We start from the raw sequence: 24,021 nt of genomic DNA, 5'->3' as shown, positions 1-24,021 counted from the left end.
CAGGCTAGCGCAGTAGCCTGTCAAGCAGCAGCTTTTTTGCTGGCTGCCTCGATGCTGCGGGTGATGTACCACTGCTGAGTGATCGACAGGCAGTTGTTCACAACCCAGTACAGCACCAGGCCAGCCGGGAACCACAGGAAGAAGAAGGTGAAGATGATCGGCATCATTTTCATCACCTTGGCCTGCATCGGATCCGGTGGGGTCGGGTTCAGGCGCTGCTGGATGAACATGGTGGCGCCCATGATGATCGGCAGGATGAAGAACGGATCCTTGATCGACAGGTCGGTAATCCACAGCATCCATGGGGCCTGGCGCATTTCAACGCTTTCCAGCAGTACCCAGTACAGGGCCAGGAATACCGGCATTTGTACCAGGATCGGCAGGCAGCCGCCCAGCGGGTTGATCTTCTCTTTCTTGTACAGCTCCATCATCGCCTGGGACATCTTCTGGCGATCGTCACCGAAGCGTTCCTTCAGCGCGGCGAGCTTCGGCGCAACAGCACGCATACGTGCCATCGAACGGTAGCTTGCAGCCGACAACGGGAAGAACAGGCCTTTGATCAGCATGGTCAGTACGATGATCGACCAGCCCCAGTTACCCAGCAAGCTGTGGATATGTTGCAGCAGCCAGAAGATCGGCTGGGCAATGAACCACAGGAAGCCGTAGTCGACGGTCAGTTCCAAGCCTGGGGACAACTCTTTCAGCTTGGACTGGATTTTCGGACCGGCGTACAGCATGGCGCTGGTTTCGACCTTGCCGCCAGCAGGCACGCTGATGACTGGGCCGGTGTAGCCGATGATGTAGTTGCCCTGGCTGTCCTTGCGGGTCTGGACAACGTTGTTGTCCGACTTGGCCGGAATCCAGGCGGTCACGAAGTAGTGCTGCAGCCAGGCAACCCAGCCGCCGGACACATTTTCTTTCAAACTACCTTTGTCGATGTCCTTCATCGAGACCTTTTTGTAAGGCTCGGAAGCTGTCCACAGGGCGGCGCCCAGGTAGGTTGCGGTGCCGGTAGCGGTGCTCGACGACGGATCGGAGCTGGCGTCACGCTTGAGCTGGGCAAACATGTTGCCGCTCCAGGCCTGACCGCTCTGGTTGTCGATCAGGTAGCTGACATTCAGGTCGTACTCACCACGCTTGAAGCTGAAGCGCTTGATGTAGTTGACGCCGTTGTCGCTGAACTTCAGGTCGACCACCAGTTGATCCTGGCCATCAGCCAGCTGGTAACCCTTCTGGTCGGCTGCGTAAAGCGGGCGACCGGCAGGGCGGGCATCCGGGCCATTGGCACCGGTCAGGCCGCTTTGTGCCAGGTAGACACGCTCACCACCGTTGTCGAACAGCTGGAACGGAATGTCCGGGTGGTCCTGGCGACGTGGGAACTTCGGCAGGTTCAGCTGGACGATGTCACCACCGACCGGATCGATAGCCAGGTCCAGAACATCGGTCTTGACCCGGATCAGGTCCTTGCTGACTGCAACGGGTGCCAGTTCGGCTGTGCTGGTTTCGGCGTTGGCGCTCGGTACATCGGCGCTGGCGCCGGCATTACCGGCCGGTACGCCATCCGGCAAGCCCGGGGCAACAGTGCTGGCAGCAGTATTCTGAGTCGGCAGGGCAGCCTGGCCGTAGTCCTGGTTCCACTTGAGGACCATGACGTAGGACACGATTGCCAGGGCGACGATCAGGATCGTGCGTTTAATATCCATGATTACTCGGCTATCGAAGAAGTTCGGGAGGAAGGAGCAGGTGGAACGGGATCGAAACCGCCGTCGTTCCACGGATGACAACGCCCCAGGCGACGAACGGCTAGCCACCCACCACGCCAGAGGCCGTGGTTTTCGATGGCTTCATAAGCGTAACAGGAGCAGCTGGGGAAGAAACGACAGTGGTTGGCCATCAGGGGGCTGATGGCATAACGGTAAAACTGGATCGGAACGAGCGCCAGTTTACGCATCTTGGCTGTCTACCCCTGCGGAATTGGCGGTGACTGCTGGTGTTGGCCGGCTGCGCGCCAGGCGTTTCCAGAGTTTGCCAAAGTGTTGGTGCAATTCCGGGTTTTCTACTTCACCCAATCCCTTGCGCGCGACGATCACGATGTCCAACCCGGCGAGCATTTGCTGGTTCAGACGAAAGGAATCGCGCATCAAGCGCTTGAGGCGGTTGCGTTGAACGGCGAGCTTGACGCTCTTCTTGCCAATCACCAGGCCGAGCCTTGGGTGATCAAGGCCGTTCTCGCGAGCAAGGATCAGCAGGTTTTTCCCTGGAACCTTGCCGGTTGGGGAGTCGAAGACCGCTTTGAAGTGTCGGGGTGTAAGCAGTCGCTTTTCCCGACTGAAGTCCTGACTCACCACCTGTGCCGAAAAATCAAATGGCCAGACGCTTACGGCCTTTGGCACGACGACGCGACAGAACAGCGCGGCCGTTCTTGGTAGCCATACGGGCACGGAAACCGTGGGTGCGGGCGCGCTTGATGGTGCTTGGTTGGAAAGTACGTTTCATGGCGTGTTACCTGGTTTGTCGACGACGGGCCGGGATGGCCCCCTTTTTAAGAGACCGGCGATTCTAGAGAAAGCAAGCCCATAGGTCAATTTCCAACCAGTCTTTCCATATAGAGCACAGGATGGACGGTGCCTTCCGGTTCATCCCCAAGGGGTGCTTGATCGGACACACGAATCGGGGACAACATGAAAAAAAAGAAGAGACATATAAAAAGCTTTTCTGAAGAACTTATAAATCTTATGTGGGTAACCTTCTGTGGATAACCTGCTCTAGCCCACAAATAACGCCATGTACAGAGTTTTACAACCGTGTTCTCAACCGGTGCTGCACCTGTTTCATTCGTGCGGGCAAGCTGTGGATTAAAATGTCACTTACCCACAGGTGAGTTATCAACAGGTCTGACCTCAGGGTTGTGCATAGCCCTCATGGCCGGTTATCCACAGACCTTATTCACAACGCGGCAAGGCCGTTTTGGTCGATAAATGGCTGTTTTGTCATGGCTCCTAACGTGTCCACATGTGGATAACTGGCCGCCCGACCGGTACAATGGCGGTTTGTTTTTGCCTCATCCGGCTTTCAAACTCAGGGGATATCCGTGTCAGTGGAACTTTGGCAGCAGTGCGTGGAGCTTCTGCGCGATGAACTGCCTGCCCAGCAATTCAACACCTGGATCCGTCCGCTACAGGTCGAAGCCGAAGGCGACGAGTTGCGCGTCTATGCGCCCAACCGTTTCGTTCTCGATTGGGTCAATGAAAAGTACCTGGGTCGCTTGCTCGAGCTGCTAGGTGAAAACGGCAGCGGTATTGCGCCTGCCCTTTCCTTGTTGATAGGTAGCCGTCGCAGCTCGGCTCCGCGTGCCGCGCCCAACGCACCGGTCAGTGCTGCCGTGGCGGCCTCGCTCGCTCAAGGCCAGGCGCACAAGCCTGTACCGGTAGCTGCGGTCGAACCTGTTGCAGTGCCGGTGGCCGAGACGGTATTGGTCGAGGATATTGCCGAACCGTCCGCACGCGACAGCTTCGATGCCATGGCCGAAACGGCTGCGGCACCCGTCGTTGGTGGTCGGGCCGAGCAGCGCACGGTGCAGGTTGAAGGTGCGCTCAAGCACACCAGCTACCTGAACCGTACCTTCACCTTCGAAACCTTCGTCGAAGGTAAGTCGAACCAGTTGGCGCGTGCGGCTGCCTGGCAGGTCGCGGACAACCCCAAGCATGGTTACAACCCGCTTTTCCTCTATGGCGGTGTGGGCCTGGGTAAAACCCACCTTATGCATGCTGTGGGTAACCACCTGCTGAAGAAGAACCCGAACGCCAAGGTCGTGTACCTGCATTCGGAGCGCTTCGTCGCGGACATGGTCAAGGCTCTGCAATTGAACGCTATCAACGAATTCAAACGCTTCTACCGTTCGGTGGATGCGTTGCTGATCGACGATATCCAGTTCTTTGCCCGTAAAGAGCGCTCGCAGGAAGAGTTTTTCCACACCTTCAACGCTCTGCTTGAGGGCGGCCAGCAGGTAATCCTGACCTCTGACCGTTACCCCAAGGAGATCGAAGGCCTGGAAGAGCGCTTGAAGTCGCGCTTTGGCTGGGGCCTGACGGTGGCCGTCGAGCCACCCGAGCTGGAAACCCGCGTGGCCATCCTGATGAAGAAGGCCGACCAGGCCAAGGTCGAGCTGCCGCATGATGCGGCCTTCTTCATTGCCCAGCGTATCCGCTCCAACGTGCGTGAGCTGGAAGGTGCCTTGAAGCGGGTGATCGCCCACTCGCACTTCATGGGCCGCGATATCACCATCGAACTGATCCGCGAGTCGCTGAAAGACCTGCTGGCGCTGCAGGACAAACTGGTCAGTGTGGATAACATTCAGCGAACCGTCGCCGAGTACTACAAGATCAAGATCTCTGATCTGTTGTCCAAGCGGCGTTCACGTTCTGTCGCACGTCCACGCCAGGTGGCCATGGCCCTGTCGAAGGAGCTGACCAACCACAGTCTGCCGGAAATCGGCGACATGTTTGGTGGTCGCGACCACACGACTGTGCTGCACGCCTGCCGCAAGATCAACGAACTGAAGGAATCCGACGCGGACATCCGCGAGGACTACAAGAACCTGCTGCGGACGCTGACGACCTGATGGCCGTCTGCGCAGCTAATTGAAGGCAAGGGACTAGACCATGCATTTCACCATTCAACGCGAAGCCCTGTTGAAACCCCTGCAACTGGTCGCCGGTGTCGTCGAGCGCCGTCAGACCTTGCCGGTCCTGTCCAACGTATTGCTGGTTGTGCAAGGCCAGCAACTGTCGTTGACCGGTACCGACCTGGAAGTCGAACTGGTAGGCCGCGTGCAACTGGAAGAGCCGGCTGAGCCCGGCGAAATCACTGTCCCGGCACGCAAGCTGATGGACATCTGCAAAAGCCTGCCGAACGACGCCCTGATCGATATCAAGGTCGACGAGCAGAAACTGTTGGTCAAGGCCGGCCGTAGCCGCTTCACCCTGTCCACCCTGCCAGCCAATGACTTCCCGACGGTGGAAGAAGGCCCGGGCTCGCTGACCTGCAATCTGGAACAGAGCAAGCTGCGCCGGCTTATCGAGCGCACCAGCTTCGCCATGGCCCAGCAGGATGTGCGCTACTACCTGAACGGCATGCTGCTGGAGGTGTCCCGCAACACCCTGCGCGCAGTGTCCACCGATGGTCACCGCCTGGCGTTGTGCTCCATGACCGCGCCGATCGAGCAAGATGATCGCCATCAGGTCATCGTGCCACGTAAAGGTATCCTGGAGCTCGCGCGTTTGCTCACGGACCCGGAAGGCATGGTCAGCATCGTGCTTGGCCAGCATCACATCCGTGCCACCACCGGTGAATTCACTTTCACCTCCAAGCTGGTGGACGGCAAGTTCCCGGACTACGAGCGCGTACTGCCCAAGGGCGGCGACAAGCTGGTGGTCGGTGACCGCCAGGCTTTGCGTGAAGCTTTCAGCCGTACTGCGATTCTTTCCAACGAAAAATACCGTGGCATTCGTCTGCAACTGGCTGCTGGCCAACTGAAAATCCAGGCCAACAACCCCGAGCAGGAAGAAGCAGAGGAAGAAATCAGCGTGGACTACGAAGGTAGCTCGCTGGAAATCGGCTTCAACGTCAGCTACCTGCTCGACGTGCTGGGCGTAATGACTACTGAGCAAGTTCGTCTGATCCTCTCGGATTCCAACAGCAGTGCCCTGCTGCAGGAAGCGGGCAATGACGATTCTTCCTATGTTGTCATGCCGATGCGTCTGTAACCCATAGCAGGCGACATGTCCCTTCGACGTATCATGGTCACCGCGGTGCGCAATTTGCACCCGGTGACACTCTTACCCTCCCCCCGTATCAACATACTTTATGGCGCCAACGGCAGCGGCAAGACCAGCGTGCTTGAGGCCGTGCATTTGTTGGGGCTGGCGCGCTCTTTCCGCAGCACACGCCTGAACCCGGTGATCCAGTACGAACAGGCTGCCTGTACCGTGTTTGGTGAAGTGCAGTTGACCGAGGGTGGCACCAGCAACCTGGGCGTCTCCCGGGAGCGCCAGGGGGAGTTCACTATTCGCATTGATGGGCAGAATGCGCGCAGCGCGGCGCAACTGGCGGAGTTGTTACCGCTTCAGCTCATCAACCCAGACAGTTTCCGCCTGTTGGAAGGTGCCCCGAAAATTCGTCGCCAGTTTCTGGATTGGGGGGTGTTCCACGTGGAACCTCGCTTCTTGCCAGCCTGGCAGCGGCTGCAGAAGGCGCTGCGACAGCGGAACTCATGGTTGCGTCATGGTACACTTGACCCAGCTTCGCAAGCCGCTTGGGACCGGGAACTGTGCCTGGCCAGCGCGGAAATAGATGAATACCGTCGCAACTACATCAAGGCCTTGAAGCCCGTCTTCGAGCGAACCCTGAGCGAACTGGTCGAGCTGGACGGGTTGACCCTGAGCTACTACCGAGGCTGGGACAAGGACCGGGAACTGCAAGAAGTACTCGCCTCCTCTCTCCTTCGCGATCAGCAGATGGGCCATACCCAGGCCGGTCCGCAGCGTGCTGATCTGCGTCTTCGTCTGGCTGCCAACAATGCAGCCGACATCCTGTCGCGTGGTCAGCAAAAGCTGGTGGTGTGTGCATTGCGCATTGCCCAGGGCCACCTCGTTAGTCAGGCTCGCCGCGGTCATTGTATTTATCTCGTGGATGACTTGCCGTCCGAACTGGACGACCAGCATCGCCGCGCGCTGTGCCGCTTGCTTGAAGAATTACGCTGCCAGGTGTTCATCACCTGTGTAGATCACGAATTACTGAGGGAAGGCTGGCAGACGGAAACGCCAGTTGCTTTGTTCCACGTGGAACAAGGCCGTATCACCCAGACCCACGACCATCGGGAGTGAAGGCATGAGCGAAAATCAAACGTACGACTCCTCCAGCATCAAGGTGCTGAAAGGTTTGGATGCCGTACGCAAGCGTCCCGGCATGTACATTGGCGACACCGATGATGGTAGCGGCCTGCACCACATGGTCTTCGAGGTGGTCGACAACTCCATCGACGAAGCCCTCGCCGGCCACTGCGATGACATCACTGTCATTATCCATCCGGACGAATCCATCAGTGTGCGCGACAACGGTCGCGGCATTCCGGTCGACGTGCATAAAGAAGAAGGCGTTTCCGCAGCCGAGGTCATCATGACCGTGCTGCACGCCGGCGGTAAGTTCGACGACAACTCCTACAAGGTATCCGGCGGCCTGCACGGCGTAGGTGTTTCGGTCGTGAACGCCCTGTCCGAGAAGCTGGTGCTGACCGTTCGGCGTAGCGGCAAAATCTGGGAACAGACTTACGTTCACGGTGTTCCTCAAGCGCCTATGGCGGTTGTCGGTGACAGTGAAACCACCGGTACCCACATCCACTTCAAACCTTCGGCTGAAACCTTCAAGAACATTCACTTCAGCTGGGACATCCTGGCCAAGCGTATTCGCGAGTTGTCGTTCCTCAACTCGGGCGTTGGCATTCTGCTGAAGGATGAGCGCAGCGGTAAGGAAGAGTTCTTCAAGTACGAAGGCGGCCTGCGCGCATTCGTCGAGTACCTGAACACCAACAAGACGCCGGTCAACTCCCAGGTGTTCCACTTCAACGTCCAGCGTGACGATGGCGTGGGTGTTGAAGTTGCTCTGCAATGGAACGACAGCTTCAACGAAAACCTGCTGTGCTTCACCAACAACATTCCGCAGCGTGACGGCGGTACTCACCTGGTGGGCTTCCGCTCCTCGCTGACCCGTAGCCTGAACAGCTACATCGAGCAGGAAGGCCTGGCCAAGAAGAACAAGGTGGCAACCACTGGCGATGATGCCCGTGAAGGCCTGACCGCGATCATCTCGGTGAAGGTGCCGGACCCCAAGTTCAGCTCGCAGACCAAAGACAAACTGGTCTCCTCGGAGGTGAAAACCGCCGTGGAACAGGAGATGAACAAGTACTTCGCCGACTTCCTGCTGGAGAATCCGAACGAGGCGAAGGCTGTCGTTGGCAAGATGATCGACGCTGCCCGTGCCCGTGAAGCCGCACGTAAAGCCCGTGAGATGACTCGCCGCAAAGGTGCGCTCGATATCGCCGGCCTGCCAGGTAAACTGGCGGACTGCCAGGAGAAGGACCCTGCCCTTTCCGAACTGTACCTGGTGGAGGGTGACTCCGCCGGTGGTTCGGCCAAGCAAGGCCGTAACCGTCGTACCCAGGCAATCTTGCCGCTGAAGGGTAAAATCCTCAACGTTGAGAAAGCACGTTTCGACAAGATGATCTCGTCCCAGGAAGTGGGCACGCTGATCACCGCGCTGGGCTGTGGTATCGGCCGCGAAGAGTACAACATCGACAAGCTGCGTTATCACAACATCATCATCATGACCGATGCTGACGTTGACGGTTCGCACATCCGTACCCTGCTGCTGACCTTCTTCTTCCGTCAGCTGCCGGAGCTGGTCGAGCGCGGCTACATCTATATTGCCCAGCCACCGCTGTACAAGGTGAAGAAAGGCAAGCAGGAGCAGTACATCAAGGACGACGAGGCCATGGAAGAGTACATGACCCAGTCGGCCCTGGAAGATGCCAGCCTGCACTTGGACGAGTCGGCGCCGGCGGTTTCCGGTGTGCAGCTGGAAAGCCTGGTGAATGAGTTCCGCAGCGTGATGAAAACCCTCAAGCGCCTGTCGCGCTTGTATCCGGAAGACATCACCGAGCACTTCATCTACCTGCCGGAAGTGACTGTGGAGCAGTTGGGTGACCACGCTGTGATGCAAGCCTGGCTGGTCAAGTTCCAAGAGCGCCTGAGCAACAGCCAGAAGTCCGGCCTGGTTTACAAAGCCAGCCTGCGCGAAGACAAAGAGCGCAACGTATGGTTGCCAGAAGTGGAAGTTACCTCCCACGGCCTGGCTAGCTATGTCACCTTCAACCGGGACTTCTTCGGCAGCAATGACTACCGTACCGTAGTCAACGTTGGTGCCAAGCTGTCCAGCTTGTTGGGCGAAGGTGCTTACGTTCAGCGCGGTGAGCGCCGTAAGGCAATCGTCGAGTTCAAGGAAGGCCTGGACTGGCTAATGAACGAAACCACCAAGCGCCACACCATCCAGCGCTACAAAGGGCTGGGTGAGATGAACCCTGAGCAGCTGTGGGAAACCACCATGGACCCGACCGTGCGCCGCATGCTCAAGGTCACCATCGAGGATGCGATCGCAGCCGACCAGATCTTCAACACCCTGATGGGTGATGCGGTCGAGCCGCGCCGTGACTTCATCGAAAGCAACGCGCTGTCGGTATCGAACCTGGACTTCTGATCAGGTGTGATCCGCCATGCACTAAAAAGCCCGCTGATGCGGGCTTTTTAGTGCGTGAAAATCAGTAACCGCTGAGAATGTTAACGATCACACCACTGGCAATAGCCACCAGCACGTAGTCGCCATTCACATACAACCAGCGATGGTCACGTGGTGGCGCATACAAGTGGCGTGCTTTCCAGTCAGTCACCCAGTAGCGGTCGCCACGGTAGTGTGGGTCAACCACATGCCCTCGTTGCCACTGCTGGTGAGGCACAGGCATGCCCTGCTGCGGGCGGAAGTTCGGGTTGCGGTACTCAGGTGCACGGCCGTTGTCATGGCGGCCTTGCTGCTTTGGCTGGCCATGCGGCGGGTTGCCTTGGTGCGATGGGCCATCATCATGCCGGTCGGGTGGGCCCGGTTGTGCGAAGCTGGCCAACGGTGCGCTGAGCATGAGCGCGGCGCAGATCACGGTTAGGGTTTTCTTCATTTGAGAGGGGCCTCTGCCTGTTAACGCCTGGCGTTCACTGACTGCCAGATTCGGATAACTGATCAGACCACGATTTTTGCCCTTTTATGTCAGGGCGCAGGTAAAGGTCCGGTAAAGTCTGACGCACGCTTAGTTCAGCCCGAGCGACTTCAAGCGGCGATACAGCGTGCGCTCACTCATGCCAAGCTGACTGGCCAGCTCACTGCGTGAGCCCTTGAACTGCTCCAGCGCCTGCGCCAGTTCACCCAGGTCAGTGCGACGGCCGCGTCCCTTGACCACCTCCGTAGGCCCGATATCTTCCGGCAAATGCTCTGGCCGAATCAGCCCGTCATCGGCAAACAAACGGGCGCGCTCCAGAATGTTACGCAACTCGCGGATGTTGCCCGGAAATGGATGTAACCTAAGTTGCTGCAAGGCATCCTCACTCAGGCTGGGCGTAGGCTTGCCAGCCATTCGCTGTAACAGGCTTTGCGCGAGCAGCGGCAGATCTTCTACACGTTCGCGCAGCGCAGGCAGGCGAATGGGGAAACCGCTGATGCGGTAATACAGGTCTTCACGGAAGGTGCCCTGCGCAACCATTTGCTTGAGCGGTTTGTGTGTGGCCGAAACCAGGCGGAAGTCCGAGTGCACCGTGCGCAGGCTGCCCACCGGGCGGAAGCTGCCGGACTCGATAAGGCGTAACAGTTTCACCTGCATCGCTAACGGTACTTCGCCAATTTCATCGAGGAACAGGGTACCGCCATGCGCGGCCTCAGCCAGGCCGATCTTGCGCTGATTGGCGCCGGTGAATGCGCCCTTCTCATAGCCGAACAACTCACTCTCGAACAACGACTCGGTCAAGCCGGTGCAATCGACGACCACCAATGGGCCGTTGGCCCTGGGGCTGCCCATGTGCAGCGCGCGCGCGAACAGCTCTTTACCGGTACCTGACTCACCCTGCAATAAAACCGGGATCTGCGCCGGGGCTGCGCGCTGCAGGCTGGACAAGGCAACCTTGAATGAGGGGGCCCGGCCGACCAGGCCTTGTTCTTGGGGCTGAGCCGATGCGAGGGCGATGGTAGTCAGGCGCTCAACAAAGGCCACCACCCTTCCCTGCTCATCCAGGATCGGGCGCAGTTCGACATCGACATGCTCAGGGCCACGTGGCGTGTGATGAATGTGCAATACCCGCTCCGGCACCTTGCTGTCCCAGGCTTTGCGCATCGGGCAATGCTCGCCGGCCTGGTCGCAGGGCACGGCGTAGTGATGCGAGACCTTGTGGCATTTTTCGCCCAGCGGGGCTTGCTCGTGGTGGCCGAACTGGCGGCGATAGGCGGCGTTGGCGGCCAGGATGTTGTAGTCGGTGTCCAGCACAATGGTCGGCAGGGCATCGTGCTCAAGGTAGGAAACCAGCGCTAGGATGAGGGGATGGGTTTGAGGCATGACGGCACCGTATGGAGTACCGGCGCAGGGTAACAAGGACTGCCAAACACTGCCATTGGCTGTCAGTCGACTGTCAAAAGGGGTGTCAGTATTGCTGTCAGTTATCGGCACCTGGCCGATTTCATTGGTCCATACGCAGTAAAAAGCCTGGCATGCATCTTGATAAACCTCCTGTCACTGCCTACGCCTGTAAAAGGTGCGGTGGATAATCTGGAGAACGTGATGATCATCGGCAACAACCTTCACGTGGAAGCCTTCTTCGACAAGGCGACCTCAACCATTAGTTACCTGGTCATGGATGGCGAAACGCGCAAGTGTGCATTGATCGACAGCGTCCTCGACTATGATCCCAAATCAGGGCGTACCTGCACCGTCTCGGCGGACCAGTTGATCGACCGGGTGAAGGCGCTGGGCGCTGACGTTCAGTGGGTGCTGGAAACCCATGTGCATGCCGACCACCTCTCGGCGGCTGCCTACCTGAAGCAAAAGCTGGGCGGCCACACCGCTATCGGTGCTCACATCACTCAGGTGCAGAAAGTATTCGGTGCGTTATTCAACGCTGAGCCCGGCTTTGCCCGGGATGGCAGCCAGTTCGATGTACTGTTCGTAGACGAGGAAGGTTTCCGCATTGGCAACCTGCATGCCCGTGCCCTGCACACTCCGGGGCACACGCCCGCGTGCATGAGCTTCATGATCGAAGACGCTGGCGAAATTGCGGTGTTTGTCGGCGATACCCTGTTCATGCCCGACTACGGTACTGCCCGCTGTGACTTTCCGGGTGCCGATGCCCGCACCCTGTACCGCTCGATCCGTCGATTGCTGGCTTTCCCCGACCAGACACGGCTGTTCATGTGTCACGACTACCTACCGGGTGGCCGCGACATGCAGTACGTCACTACCGTGGCTGAGCAGCGCGCCAGCAACATCCACATTCATCAGGGCATCGACGAAGACAGTTTTGTCGCCATGCGTGAAGCGCGCGACAAGACCCTCGATATGCCGGTGCTGATCCTGCCTTCGGTGCAGGTGAACATGCGCAGCGGCCAGTTCCCCACGCCGGAAGAGAATGGCGTGAGCTACCTGAAGATTCCGCTGAACAAGCTGTAACTGCCCTACCCCATAATCAGATTTCCAGGATTTACCGCCATGCCTGCCTTGTTGTCCCCTGCCAATACCGACCATCACAAGGTGGTCATCGTCGGTGCCGGTGCCGCCGGTATCGCTACCGCTTCCAGCCTTATCAGCCGTGACCCGTCGCTGGACGTTGCCTTGATCGACCCCGCCGAAGTGCATTACTACCAACCCGGCTGGACCATGGTCGGTGCCGGTGTGTTCAAGGCACCGAGCACTGCCCGCACCATGGCCTCGACCATTCCGCGCGGGGTACGCTGGGTCAAGGCGCGGGTGCAGGCTTTCGATCCGTTGGGCCAGTTGGTCGTCCTCGAGGACGGTCGCGCCATCAGCTATGAGCAGCTGGTAGTCTGCCCCGGCCTTACACTGGACTGGGCGGCCATTGACGGGCTCAGCGAAACCCTGGGCCGCAACGGTGTCACCTCCAACTACCGCTACGACCTGGCGCCCTATACCTGGGAGCTGGTGCAGAAGCTCAAGCGAGGCCGTGCCATCTTCAGCCAGCCGCCCATGCCGATCAAATGTGCGGGCGCGCCGCAGAAGGCGTTGTACTTGTCTTGCGACCACTGGTTACGCCACGGCCATCTGGGGGCGGTGAAAGCCAGTTTCTTCAATGCTGGTGCTGTGTTGTTCGGTGTGGCGGACTATGTGCCCGCGCTGATGAAGTACATAGACAAATACGCCGTGGACCTCCATTTCTCCCACCGACTGGTGGCCGTGGATGGCCCGAACAAGCGCGCCACCTTCGTGTGCACCCTGCCCGACGGCAGCAGCGAAACGCACATCGAGGCCTTTGACATGCTCCATGTGGTCCCTCCCCAGGTGGCGCCGGCCTTCATTCGTGAAAGCCCGTTGGCCGATAACGCTGGCTGGGTCGATGTCGACCCGCATACCCTGCGCCACCGCAAGTACATCAACATCCATGCCCTGGGTGATGTGGCCAACACCAGCAATGCCAAGACTGCTGCGGCTGCCCGTAAGCAAGCGCCGGTCGTGGCCAACAACGTGTTGGTGGCATTGGGCAGGTTGCCTACCCTCGCCCAGTACGACGGCTATGGCTCGTGCCCGCTGACTGTAGAGCGCGGCAAAATCGTCCTGGCCGAGTTTACCTATGGCGGCAAGCTGGCGCCGAGCTTCCCCAGCTGGTTGCTGGATGGCCGCAAACCAACGCGCCTGGCCTGGTTGCTGAAGGCGCAAGCGCTGCCACCGTTGTACTGGCAAGGCATGCTGAAGGGCCGCGAGTGGCTGGCTCGGCCGCAGCCGTTGGGTGCAGAGGGTGGGAAGTGATCGAACATCAATTGTTGGGGGCGGGCATGGGCGCGATCATCGGCGCGGTCCTGGCATTGACCGGCGCAGGCGGAGGCATTCTCGCAGTGCCTTTGTTGGTGTTCGGGCTGGGGCTGTCGATGGTCGAGGCCGCTCCGGTTGGCCTGCTGGCCGTAGGTCTGGCTGCAGCGGTTGGCGCGGTGCTGGGCTTACGACAGGGGCTGGTGCGTTATCGTGCGGCGCTGTTCATTGCGATGGTGGGTGTGGTTGCCGCGCCGTTCGGGCTGATGCTGGCGCACCGCTTGCCGAATACACCCTTGCAGTTGGTGTTCGCGGGTGTGTTGGTGTACGCCTGCCTGCGTATCTGGCGCAAGGCTGCCAAGGAGCTGCGCGGTGAGGCCAATGACGCCCATCGCTATATCGAACCCTGTGTGTTGAACCCGTTGCAGGGCCGCTTGCGCTGGACCCTTCCCTGTGCGCGTGCCCTGGCATTCACCGGGGCGTTGTCCGGGTTACTGTCCGGCCTGTTGGGTGTGGGTGGAGGGTTCGTCATCATCCCTGCGCTGAACCGCTATACCAACTTACGCATGGCCAGCATCGTTTCCACTTCGCTGGCAGTAATCGCCCTGGTATCCACCGGCAGTGTGGTCAGCGCCAGCCTGGCGGGGGTCATGCATTGGCAGGTAGGCGCCCCATTCGCCGCCGGCGCGGTGCTGGGTTTGCTGCTGGCACGGCCATTGACGGCCAGGCTGGCCGGGCCGCGTTTGCAGCAGATGTTTGCAGTGGCTGGTTGGGTGGCTGCCTTGCTGCTGGCCGGTAAGGCACTACTGGGCTAGCAATTCGTGCTGTTCTGCCGCACATAGCGCCAGCAGGTAGTCCCACACCACCCGCAGGCGCACCGATTTGTGCAGCTCGCGGCGGGTGCAGATCCAGTAGCTGCGCTGGATGGTCTCGCCAGGCAGCACGCGCAGCAGCGTCGGGTCGTGGCGAGCCATGTAGTTGGGCAAAACGGCGATGCCCAGGCCGGCACGGGCAGCGGCCTGTTGGGCGATGACGCTGGTGCTGCGAAACACCACGTTCGGGGCTCGGCAGAAACTGTTGAGAAACAGCAGCTCCTGGCTGAACAGCAGGTCGTCGACGTAGCCGATCCAGTTGTGCCGGGCCAGGTCTTCGCGGTTGCGCAGTGGTGGTGCGCGGTCAAGATAGTCTTCGCTGGCGTACAGCGCCAAGCGATAGTCGGTGAGCTTGCGGGTGATCAGCAGATCGGCATTAGGCCGTTCCAGGTGGATGCTGATTTCTGCTTCGCGATTGAGGATGCTGACGAAACGCGGTACGGCGACCAGCTCCACTTCCAGGCCGGGGTAGCGCTCGAACAGCGCATTCATGCGCGGGGTGAAGAACATGATGCCGATGCCTTCGGTCACCCCCAGGCGAATCTTGCCCAACGGCGTGATGGCCTGGGTGATTTCTTCCTGCGCCAACAGCGCGACGTTTTCCATGGCTTCGGCGTGTTTGAGCAAGGCCTGGCCCGAGGGGGTCAGCTCGTAGCCTTGGGCATGCTGCACGAACAGCGCGGTGCCCAGGCTTTGCTCGATGCTCTCGATGTGCCGAGCCACGGTGCTGTGGGTGGTGTTGAGGCGCTTGGCGGCAGTGAGTAAGCGGCCGCTGCGCTGCAACTCGAGGAAAAACCGCAGATCGTTCCAGTCGAACATGCTTGTCCCTATGCATCCAGACGGCGAGAACCTTTGCAGGCGCACGCCGTTGCAGTGATGGTCGCTGTGCTAAAACGCACAGCGGCTGCGCGAAATCTCGTGTTTCCTCCGCGAAATTACTCACTAAGATGGATCGGGACAAGAATAAAAAAACAGGCCCGAGGTTGCACATGCCATCAGCCGATTCTGTCTTCGACTACGTGGTCGTAGGGGCCGGTCCCGCCGGTTGCCTGCTGGCCAATCGTTTGTCCGCCGACCCTTCCTGCCGCGTTCTGCTGCTGGAAGCGGGTGGTCGCGACAATTATCCCTGGATTCACATTCCCGTCGGCTATCTCTATTGCATCGGCAACCCGCGCACCGACTGGTGCTTCAAGACCGAGGCCCAGCCTGGCCTTGGCGGTCGCGCCCTGGGCTACCCGCGTGGCAAGGTTCTCGGTGGTTGTTCTTCGATCAACGGCATGATCTACATGCGTGGCCAGGCCGCTGACTATGACCGCTGGGCCGAGCAAGGCAATGACGGCTGGGCCTGGAAGGATGTGCTGCCGCTGTTCAAGGCCAGCGAAAACCACTTTGCCGGCGCCAGCGAGCACCATGGCGGTGGAGGTGAGTGGCGGGTCGAACGCCAGCGCTACAGCTGGCCGATCCTCGATGCCTTCCGTGATGCTGCCGAGCAAAGTGGCATCGGTAAAGTCGACGACTTCAACACCGGCGACAACCAAGGCTGTGGATACTTTCAGGTCAACCAGCGCAGCGGCGTGCGCTGGAACGCCTCCAAAGCCTTCCTGCGACCGATCAGGGACCGCGCCAACCTTACCGTGCTGACGGGCGTACAGGTTGACCAGGTACTGCTCAACAATACCCGGGCGCGCGCCGTGAAAGCGTTTTGGCGAGGCGCCTGGCACGAGTTTGCGGCGCGTCGCGAGATCATCCTGTGTGCTGGCGCCGTCGGTTCACCTGGCATTTTGCAGCGCTCAGGCATCGGCCCGCGTCAGCTGCTGGAAGGCCTGGGTATCGGTGTACGCCACGATATGCCGGGGGTGGGCGGCAACCTTCAGGACCACCTGCAACTGCGTCTGATCTACCAGATCCGCAACACCCGCACCTTGAACCAGATGGCCAACAGCCTGTGGGGCAAGATGGGTATGGGCCTGCGCTACCTCTATGACCGCAGTGGCCCGCTGGCCATGGCGCCGAGTCAACTGGGTGCATTTGTACGTTCAAGCCCGGATCAGGCCACTGCCAACCTGCAGTACCATGTGCAACCGCTGTCACTGGAGCGCTTCGGTGAGCCGTTGCATCAGTTTCCGGCTTTCACCGCTTCGGTGTGCAACCTGCGCCCGGCCAGCCGCGGGCGTATCGACATCCGCAGCACCGACATGAACAGCACGCCGCTGATCGACCCCAATTACCTCAGCGACCCACAGGACCTGCGCGTCGCTGCCGATGCCATTCGCCTTACCCGGCGTATCGTCCAGTCCCCTGCCCTCGCGGCGTTCGAACCCAAGGAATACCTGCCGGGCCCGGGCCTGCAAACCGAGGAAGAACTGTTCGAGGCCGCTGGCAAAATCGGCACCACCATCTTCCACCCGGTCGGTACCTGCCGCATGGGCTCCGGCGCACTGGATGTTGTGGATAACCAGCTGCGCGTACACGGCATTCCCGGCCTGCGCGTAGCGGATGCTTCCATCATGCCGCAGATCACTTCCGGCAATACCTGCTCACCCACCCTCATGATCGCCGAAAAGGCGGCGCAACTGATTCTCAAAGGAGCTGCGACCCAAACCTATCTGAATGAAGACGCGTTACCGACGCCCTGACCGGGTGCGTGCAGTACCGGCGGCTTGCGGTCAGAGGCTGCCGACAGTGGAACAACAAGAATAATCACTGTGGCCTGCGGGCCGAGGACAGCAACGATGTCGGATTACATCCAAGAGCAGGGTGCGGCGGCCAGCAGCTCCAGCCGCCGTGAAGAACGCAAGATCATTTTCGCGTCATCCCTCGGGACGGTTTTCGAGTGGTATGACTTTTTTCTCTATGGCGCGTTGGCAGCGGTCATCAGCAAGCAGTTCTTCGCTGGGGTGAACGACACCACCGCCTTTATCTTCGCCCTCATGGCCTTTGCTGCCGGCTTCCTGGTGCGGCCATTCGGGGCGCTGGTGTTCGGCCGCCTGGGCGATATGATCGGGCGCAAGTACACCTTCCTGGTCACCATCGTGCTGATGGGCCTGTCCACCTTCGCGGTGGGGCTGTTGCCCACCTATGCCAGCATCGGCATCGCAGCACCGATCATCCTGGTGATTCTGCGGATGTTGCAGGGGCTGGCGCTGGGCGGTGAGTACGGCGGTGCTGCCACTTATGTGGCGGAGCACGCACCGCCCGGCAAGCGTGGCTTCCACACCGGTTTCATCCAGTCCACCGCCACCCTTGGGCTGCTGCTTTCGCTTCTGGTGGTACTGGGCAGCCGCTACATCAGCGGCGACCAGTTCGAAACCTGGGGCTGGCGCCTGCCGTTCCTGCTGTCGATCGTGCTGCTGGCCATCTCGACCTGGATTCGTATGAGCATGCACGAATCGCCGGCGTTCGTGAAAATGAAGGCCCAAGGCAAGATCAGCAAATCGCCGATCCGTGAGTCGTTCACCTCCTGGCCAAACCTGAAGGTGGTACTTACCGCCCTGTTCAGCATCAACGCCGGGCAAGCCGTGACCTTCTACACGGCACAGTTCTACGTGCTGTTCTTCATGACCCAGATGCTGAAGATGGATCCGGCCCAGGCCAACACCCTGCTGATCATCAGTGTGGTGATCGGTGCGCCGTTCTTCGTGTTCTTTGGCTGGTTGTCCGACCGTATCGGCCGCAAGCCGATCCTGATGCTCGGCCTGTTGCTGGCCACCGTGCTGTACTTCCCGCTGTTCAAGGCGCTGAGCCACTACGCCAACCCGCAGATTGATGCTGCCAGCCGTCAGGCGCCGATCGTGGTAACCGCCGACCCGCAAGGCTGCACCTTCCAGTTCGACCCGGTGGGCAAGGCGCGTTTCGACAGCCCGTGCGACAAGGTCAAGACGTTCCTGGTCAAGCAGGGCTTGCCGTACAAATCGGTGAGCGTGGCGGGCAGTGATGTAGTGGTGAATATTGGCGACAAGGCCATCAATGGCTTCGACGAAACCGCCATGCGCGCGGCAATCGAGCAGGCGGGCTACCCAGCCAAGGCCGACCCTGCGCAGGTCAACCAGGTGATGGTGGTGGTGCTGATCGTGGCGATGATTCTGATCGCGACCATGACCTACGGCCCCTTGGCGGCGGTAATGGTCGAACTGTTCCCGACCCGTATCCGCTACACCTCGATGTCACTGCCCTACCACATTGGCAACGGCTGGTTCGGCGGCTTCCTACCGACGGTTTCGTTCGCGCTGGTGGTGTACACCGGGGATATCTTCTACGGGTTGTGGTACCCGATTCTGGTGACCGGGGTGAGCCTGGTGGTGGGGATCTTCTGCCTCAAAGAAACCAAGGATGTGGATATCGACAAGGTCTGATGCTGTCCACAGGGCATAAAAAAACCGGCTGTAAAAGCCGGTTTTTTTATGCCCCGAAAAAACTTATGCACGATTTTAAGAAAAATGTCATACGTAGAAATAAACAGATAATTCAATTACTTAGAGATCACTTTAAGCATTTTATCGAAAAACTGCTCACAAGTTATCCACAGAAAATCAAGCTGTCTGTTCCTGGGGTTTTTCCTCTGCTGGCGGCAGCGAACCCATGGCCCGCTGAGTCGCCTCGTTCCACGCTGCGGCGCGGTCGTTGAGCTCTGCAATGGCACGTGGCCCGCTGCCATTGGCGTACATGGGTTCGCCAATGACCACCTCGATGGTGCCAGAGCGTTTGCCCCAACCCGTCTTTGGCCAGAACTTGCCCGCGTTGTGGGCAATCGGCAGTACCGGCAGCCCGGCATTTACCGCCAGAGCGGTACCGCCACGGGAAAACTTGCCCACAGTGCCGAAGGGCACGCGGGTGCCTTCCGGGAAAATCAGCACCCAGGTCTTCTGCTTGAGCAGTTCGTCACCCTTGCTCGCCACCTGGCGCAGGGCTTCCTTGGGGTTGTCGCGGTTGATCGCGATCGGTCGCAGCATGGCCATGGCCCAGCCGAAGAACGGCACATACAGCAGCTCGCGCTTGAGCACTTGGCTCAACGGCGAGAAGTACTGGGACAGGAAAAAGGTTTCCCAAGTGCTCTGGTGGTTCGACAGGATCACGCAAGGCTCATTGGGCACGTTCTCGGCGCCGGTGATCTTGTAGTCGATGCCGAGGATGGTGCGCACCAGGAACAGCGCGCAGCGGCACCAATATACGTTGATGAACTTGTAGCGCTTGGGGAACGACAGGAACGGCGCGACGAAAAAGCTCAGCGAGCACCACAGCAGCGAACTGGTGCCCAGCAGCAGGTAAAAAAGAAAGATTCTGATCGCCTGCAGGATCGACATAGTGGCTTGTACCATTGCGGGCATGCCCGCCTGAGAAAAGTGCGCCCGAAGGCGCACTGATTAAATTAGTTCTCTGGCGATAGCTGCCAGATCGTCGAAAATCAGTGTAGTTTCAGGGACACCTTTTTCCAGGGTCCGCTCGCCCTTGCCGGTTTTCACCAACACGGGTTGTGCACCGACGGCCAGGGCGGCCTCCAGGTCACCTTTGCTGTCGCCAACAAACCAGATGCCCTCAAGGCCGACCTGATAATGCTCGGCGATGGCCCGCAGCATGCCAGGCTTGGGCTTGCGGCAATCGCAGCCCTCGTCCGGCCCGTGCGGGCAATACACGATATGGCCCACTTCGCCGCCCTGCTCGGCCACCAGCGCGCGCAGGCGCGCGTGCATCGCTTCGAGGGTTGCCAGTGTGTAATAGCCACGGGCAATACCGGACTGGTTGGTGGCCACTGCCACCGTCCAGCCCGCCTTGCTCAACTGCGCGATCGCTTCGACCGAACCTGGGATCGGTACCCACTCTTCCAGCGTCTTGATATAGGCGTCGGAGTCATGGTTGATCACCCCGTCACGGTCGAGAATCAGCAGTTTCAAGGCTTACCCCAGCAGCGAAATGTCGGCCACACCCAGGAACAGACCGCGCAGGCGGCTGAGCAGGGCATAACGGTTGGCGCGTACCTTGGCGTCTTCGGCGTTGACCATCACCGCCTCGAAGAAGGCGTCGACCGGGTCACGCAGGGCCGCCAGGCGGGCCAGCGATTCGCTGTACTGGCGTGCAGCAGCCATCGGTTGCACGGCCTGGTCGGCCTGCTGAATGGCCGAGTACAGGGAGAACTCGTTGGCATTGTCGAAGTACTTCGGCTCGACCTGTTCGGCGATGGCGCCTTCGGCCTTGCTCAGCAGGTTCGACACACGCTTGTTCACCGCAGCCAGGGCTTCGGCTTCCGGCAGCTTGCGGAAGGCCTGCACGGCCTGTACGCGCTGGTCGAAGTCCAGGGCAGAACCTGGTTGCAGGGCACGCACCGACAGGTAGGTGGCCACATCGATACCTTCGTCTTCGTAACGGGCACGCAGGCGGTCGAAGATGAATTCCAGCACCTGCTCCGACAAGCCGGCAGCCTTGACCTTGGCACCGAACTGCTTGACCGCGAACTCGACCGCACCGGTCAGGTTCAGGTCCAGCTGCTTCTCGATCAGGATACGCAGCACACCCAAGGCAGCACGGCGCAGGGCGTACGGGTCTTTGCTGCCGGTTGGCAGCATGCCGATACCGAAGATACCCACCAGGGTATCGAGCTTGTCGGCGATGGCCACGGCAGCCCCGGTAAGGGTCTGCGGCAGCTCGGCGCCAGCCCCGCGCGGCATGTACTGCTCGTTCAGGGCCAGGGCCACATCTTCCGGCTCACCGTCGTTGAGCGCGTAGTAGTAACCGGCAACACCCTGCATTTCAGGGAACTCGCCAACCATCTCGGTGGCCAGGTCGCACTTGGACAGCAGGCCGGCACGGCCAGCACGCTGGGCGTCGCCGCCGATCAGCGGGGCGATGAAGGCAGCCAGTTTGGAAACGCGCTCGGCCTTGTCGTACACAGTGCCCAGCTGGGCCTGGAACACCACGTTCTTCAGGCGCTCGTTGAAGGTTTCCAGCGGCTGCTTCTTGTCTTGCTTGAAGAAGAACTCGGCGTCGGTCAAGCGTGGGCGCACGACCTTCTCGTTGCCTTGCACGATCTGCTTCGGGTCGCGGCTTTCAACGTTGGCCACGGTGATGAAGCGCGGCAGCAGCTTGCCTTCGCTGTCCAGCAGGCAGAAGTACTTCTGGTTGTCCTGCATGGTGGTGATCAGGGCTTCCTGCGGCACTTCGAGGAAGCGCTCCTCGAACGAGCACACCAGCGGCACTGGCCACTCGACCAAGGCAGTCACTTCGTCCAGCAGCGCCGGTGGCACGATGGCAGTGCCTTCCTGCTGCATGGCCAGCTCGGCGGTACGCTTGCTGATCAGCTCGCGACGCTCGGCGAAGTCGGCCAGCACGTAGGCTTTGCGCAGGTCTTCGACGTAGTTGGCCGGGGTGGTGATGACCACGTTCTCCGGGTGGTGGAAGCGGTGACCACGGGATTCACGGCCGGCCTTCTGCGACAGGATGGTGCAGTCGACCACCTGGTCGCCCAGCAACATTACCAGCCATTGGGTCGGGCGCACGAACTCTTCACGGCTGGCCGCCCAGCGCATGCGCTTGGGAATGGGCAGGTCGTTGAGCGAATCTTCGACGATGGTCGGCAGCAGGCCGGCAGTGGCCTTGCCTGGTATGTGCTGGGAGAAGCGCAGCTTGGGGCCGCTCTGGTCGATTTCGGCCAGCTCCACGCCACACTTCTTGGCGAAGCCCAGGGCAGCCTGGGTCGGCTCGCCGTCTTTGAAAGCAGCCTGCAGGGGTGGGCCGTCGATATTGATGCTGCGGTCAGGCTGCTGCACGTCCAGTTGGCGAATCAGCACGGCCAGGCGACGCGGTGCGGCATAAACCTGCTTGCCGGTGTAGTTCAGGCCAGCAGCTTGCAGGCCCTTCTCGATACCGGCCAGGAAGGCTTCGCCGAGGCTGGCGAGGGCTTTCGGTGGCAGCTCTTCGGTGCCCAGTTCTACCAGGAAATCTTGAGCACTCATTGTGCAGCCTCCAGCTTAGCCAACACTTCGTCACGCAGTTCAGGGGTGGCCATCGGGAAGCCCAGGCGTGCGCGGGCTTGCAGATAGCTTTGCGCCACGTCCCGGGCCAGGGTACGTACACGCAGGATGTAACGCTGGCGCTCGGTTACCGAGATGGCGCGGCGGGCGTCCAGCAGGTTGAAGGTGTGCGAGGCCTTCAGGACCATTTCGTAGGTCGGCAGCGGCAGCTCCAGCTTGATCAGGCGGTTGGCTTCGCTTTCGTAGAAGTCGAACAGTTCGAACAGCTTGTCGACGTTGGCGTGTTCGAAGTTGTAGGTCGACTGCTCCACTTCGTTCTGGTGGAACACGTCGCCATAGGTGACCTTTCCGAACGGGCCATCGGCCCACACCAGGTCGTACACCGAGTCGACGCCCTGGATGTACATGGCCAGGCGCTCCAGGCCATAGGTGATTTCACCGGTGACCGGGTAGCACTCGATGCCGCCTACCTGCTGGAAGTAGGTGAACTGGGTGACTTCCATGCCATTCAGCCAGATTTCCCAGCCCAGGCCCCAGGCGCCGAGGGTTGGCGATTCCCAGTTGTCTTCGACGAAGCGGATGTCGTGCACCAGCGGGTCCAGGCCGATGGCTTTCAGCGAGCCGAGGTACAGCTCCTGGAAGTTGGCCGGGTTTGGCTTGAGCACCACCTGGAACTGGTAGTAGTGCTGCAGGCGGTTGGGGTTCTCGCCATACCGCCCGTCGGCAGGGCGACGGCTGGGCTGCACGTAGGCGGCGTTCCAGGTTTCTGGACCCACGGCGCGCAGGAATGTTGCGGTGTGGAAAGTGCCGGCGCCTACTTCCATATCGTAGGGCTGAAGCACCACACAACCTTGAGCTGCCCAGTAGTTTTGCAGGGCGAGGATCAGGTCTTGGAAGGTACGCACGGCTGGCGTAGGCTGGCTCACGAAATTCACCTGTATCTGGGGATGCGGATGTAAAGAGCGGGAGTATAACCTGATTCGCCTCGCCCTCTACTCATTGGAGCCTTATGCCACGCTGCTTTTGGTGTACCGACGATCCGTTGTACCAGGCCTACCATGACCAGGAATGGGGAACGCCACAGCGCGACCCGGCGTTGCTCTTCGAGATGCTTTTGCTTGAAGGGTTCCAGGCGGGGCTTTCGTGGATCACTGTTTTGCGCAAACGCGAGCGTTATCGCGAGGTGATGTACGGCTTCGACCCTGTGCAGTTGGCCGCCATGAGCGACGAACGCATCGAAGAACTGATGCAGGATGCCGGCATCATCCGCAACCGGCTCAAACTCAAGGCCGCCCGGCGCAACGCGCAGGCCTGGCTGGCTGTGGATAACCCTGCCGAGTGGTTATGGTCGTTCGTTGGCGGGGAGCCGAAGGTCAACCATTTCGCGGGCCGTAGCGATGTGCCGGCGGTCACCGATGAAGCCAAGGCCATGAGCAAGGCCCTGCAGAAAGCCGGCTTCACTTTCGTCGGCCCGACCATCTGCTACGCCTTCATGCAGGCCACCGGCATGGTCATGGACCACACCACCGATTGCGATCGCTACGCCGCCTTGTTGCGCTGAGGGGTTACA

Annotated in this window: 21 protein-coding genes; 10 read left to right on the top strand and 11 right to left on the bottom strand. The window is 60.1% G+C overall.

Annotation, left to right across the window (positions count from 1 at the left end):
* Positions 1 to 20 precede the first annotated feature (20 nt).
* Genes yidC through rpmH form a run of 4 tightly spaced genes read right to left on the bottom strand, consistent with a single transcriptional unit; the run spans position 21 to position 2,496 of the window.
* Positions 21 to 1,703 (bottom strand): membrane protein insertase YidC, encoded by a 1,683-nt coding sequence (yidC, locus tag D8767_RS00595; RefSeq protein WP_016712774.1) that lies wholly within the window; start codon positions 1,701 to 1,703, stop codon positions 21 to 23.
* Between the two features lie 2 nt (positions 1,704 to 1,705).
* The gene (gene yidD / locus D8767_RS00590; RefSeq protein ID WP_015268406.1) at positions 1,706 to 1,951 is read right to left on the bottom strand and encodes a membrane protein insertion efficiency factor YidD; all 246 of its coding nucleotides are present in this window, start codon (positions 1,949 to 1,951) and stop codon (positions 1,706 to 1,708) included.
* Entirely contained in the window at positions 1,944 to 2,348 is a 405-nt protein-coding gene (gene rnpA / locus D8767_RS00585) for a ribonuclease P protein component (RefSeq protein ID WP_016712775.1), read from the bottom strand. Before rnpA ends, yidD begins: the two co-directional genes overlap by 8 nt.
* A gap of 13 nt (positions 2,349 to 2,361) precedes the next feature.
* Positions 2,362 to 2,496, bottom strand: coding sequence for a 50S ribosomal protein L34 (gene rpmH, locus D8767_RS00580; RefSeq protein WP_003253163.1), 135 nt, complete (start codon positions 2,494 to 2,496; stop codon positions 2,362 to 2,364).
* Between the two features lie 595 nt (positions 2,497 to 3,091).
* Between rpmH and dnaA the strand changes: the two genes are divergently transcribed.
* Genes dnaA through gyrB form a run of 4 tightly spaced genes read left to right on the top strand, consistent with a single transcriptional unit; the run spans position 3,092 to position 9,309 of the window.
* Positions 3,092 to 4,621, top strand: coding sequence for a chromosomal replication initiator protein DnaA (gene dnaA / locus D8767_RS00575; protein WP_016712776.1), 1,530 nt, complete (start codon positions 3,092 to 3,094; stop codon positions 4,619 to 4,621).
* Positions 4,622 to 4,661: 40 nt separating this feature from the next.
* Positions 4,662 to 5,765: a DNA polymerase III subunit beta gene (gene dnaN / locus D8767_RS00570; RefSeq protein ID WP_016712777.1), complete on the top strand. Its 1,104-nt coding sequence runs from the start codon at positions 4,662 to 4,664 to the stop codon at positions 5,763 to 5,765.
* A 15-nt stretch (positions 5,766 to 5,780) separates the two neighbouring features.
* Complete coding sequence (recF, locus tag D8767_RS00565) at positions 5,781 to 6,884, top strand: DNA replication/repair protein RecF (RefSeq protein WP_016712778.1); 1,104 nt, start codon at positions 5,781 to 5,783, stop codon at positions 6,882 to 6,884.
* A gap of 4 nt (positions 6,885 to 6,888) precedes the next feature.
* On the top strand, positions 6,889 to 9,309 hold the full coding sequence (gene gyrB, locus D8767_RS00560; protein ID WP_016712779.1) for a DNA topoisomerase (ATP-hydrolyzing) subunit B: 2,421 nt from the start codon (positions 6,889 to 6,891) through the stop codon (positions 9,307 to 9,309).
* Between the two features lie 61 nt (positions 9,310 to 9,370).
* Here gyrB and D8767_RS00555 read toward each other — a convergent pair whose 3' ends face one another.
* Complete coding sequence (locus D8767_RS00555) at positions 9,371 to 9,778, bottom strand: RcnB family protein (protein ID WP_016712780.1); 408 nt, start codon at positions 9,776 to 9,778, stop codon at positions 9,371 to 9,373.
* A 129-nt stretch (positions 9,779 to 9,907) separates the two neighbouring features.
* The gene (locus D8767_RS00550; RefSeq protein WP_016712781.1) at positions 9,908 to 11,200 is read right to left on the bottom strand and encodes a sigma-54-dependent Fis family transcriptional regulator; all 1,293 of its coding nucleotides are present in this window, start codon (positions 11,198 to 11,200) and stop codon (positions 9,908 to 9,910) included.
* A 222-nt stretch (positions 11,201 to 11,422) separates the two neighbouring features.
* On the opposite strand from D8767_RS00550, the gene D8767_RS00545 reads away from it, so the two are divergent.
* The 3 genes from D8767_RS00545 to D8767_RS00535 are packed head-to-tail and all read left to right on the top strand — an operon-like array spanning position 11,423 to position 14,433.
* Positions 11,423 to 12,307, top strand: a complete 885-nt coding sequence (locus D8767_RS00545; protein ID WP_016712782.1) for an MBL fold metallo-hydrolase — start codon at positions 11,423 to 11,425, stop codon at positions 12,305 to 12,307.
* Positions 12,308 to 12,346: 39 nt separating this feature from the next.
* Positions 12,347 to 13,618, top strand: coding sequence for an FAD/NAD(P)-binding oxidoreductase (locus D8767_RS00540; protein ID WP_016712783.1), 1,272 nt, complete (start codon positions 12,347 to 12,349; stop codon positions 13,616 to 13,618).
* A complete protein-coding gene (locus tag D8767_RS00535; protein ID WP_016712784.1) occupies positions 13,615 to 14,433 on the top strand; it encodes a sulfite exporter TauE/SafE family protein in 819 nt (272 codons plus the stop codon). The genes D8767_RS00540 and D8767_RS00535 overlap by 4 nt, the downstream gene beginning before the upstream one ends.
* Here D8767_RS00535 and D8767_RS00530 read toward each other — a convergent pair.
* Positions 14,422 to 15,309 (bottom strand): LysR family transcriptional regulator, encoded by an 888-nt coding sequence (locus D8767_RS00530; protein WP_016712785.1) that lies wholly within the window; start codon positions 15,307 to 15,309, stop codon positions 14,422 to 14,424. The genes D8767_RS00535 and D8767_RS00530 overlap by 12 nt on opposite strands.
* A 170-nt stretch (positions 15,310 to 15,479) precedes the next feature.
* Between D8767_RS00530 and D8767_RS00525 the strand changes: the two genes are divergently transcribed.
* Positions 15,480 to 17,126, top strand: coding sequence for a GMC family oxidoreductase (locus D8767_RS00525; protein WP_016712786.1), 1,647 nt, complete (start codon positions 15,480 to 15,482; stop codon positions 17,124 to 17,126).
* A gap of 96 nt (positions 17,127 to 17,222) precedes the next feature.
* Positions 17,223 to 18,842 (top strand): MFS transporter, encoded by a 1,620-nt coding sequence (locus D8767_RS00520; RefSeq protein ID WP_016712787.1) that lies wholly within the window; start codon positions 17,223 to 17,225, stop codon positions 18,840 to 18,842.
* A 177-nt stretch (positions 18,843 to 19,019) separates the two neighbouring features.
* On the opposite strand, the gene D8767_RS00515 is transcribed toward D8767_RS00520, so the two are convergent.
* Genes D8767_RS00515 through glyQ form a run of 4 tightly spaced genes read right to left on the bottom strand, consistent with a single transcriptional unit; the run spans position 19,020 to position 23,377 of the window.
* Positions 19,020 to 19,805 carry a 1-acyl-sn-glycerol-3-phosphate acyltransferase gene (locus D8767_RS00515; protein WP_016712788.1) on the bottom strand — a complete coding sequence of 262 codons (786 nt, stop codon included), beginning with the start codon at positions 19,803 to 19,805 and terminating at the stop codon, positions 19,020 to 19,022.
* Positions 19,806 to 19,850: 45 nt separating this feature from the next.
* Positions 19,851 to 20,378 (bottom strand): D-glycero-beta-D-manno-heptose 1,7-bisphosphate 7-phosphatase, encoded by a 528-nt coding sequence (gmhB, locus tag D8767_RS00510; protein WP_016712789.1) that lies wholly within the window; start codon positions 20,376 to 20,378, stop codon positions 19,851 to 19,853.
* Between the two features lie 3 nt (positions 20,379 to 20,381).
* On the bottom strand, positions 20,382 to 22,433 hold the full coding sequence (glyS, locus tag D8767_RS00505) for a glycine--tRNA ligase subunit beta (RefSeq protein ID WP_016712790.1): 2,052 nt from the start codon (positions 22,431 to 22,433) through the stop codon (positions 20,382 to 20,384).
* Entirely contained in the window at positions 22,430 to 23,377 is a 948-nt protein-coding gene (glyQ, locus tag D8767_RS00500) for a glycine--tRNA ligase subunit alpha (RefSeq protein WP_003253126.1), read from the bottom strand. The genes glyS and glyQ overlap by 4 nt, the downstream gene beginning before the upstream one ends.
* 83 nt (positions 23,378 to 23,460) lie before the next feature.
* Between glyQ and D8767_RS00495 the strand changes: the two genes are divergently transcribed.
* Positions 23,461 to 24,012: a DNA-3-methyladenine glycosylase I gene (locus tag D8767_RS00495; RefSeq protein ID WP_016712791.1), complete on the top strand. Its 552-nt coding sequence runs from the start codon at positions 23,461 to 23,463 to the stop codon at positions 24,010 to 24,012.
* Positions 24,013 to 24,021 lie beyond the last annotated feature (9 nt).

The organism is Pseudomonas sp. LTGT-11-2Z, from assembly GCF_003691445.1.
Lineage (GTDB): Bacteria > Pseudomonadota > Gammaproteobacteria > Pseudomonadales > Pseudomonadaceae > Aquipseudomonas > Aquipseudomonas monteilii.
The sequence above is the reverse complement of the archived record's forward strand: the minus strand, read 5'-3'. Positions and strand labels throughout refer to the sequence as shown.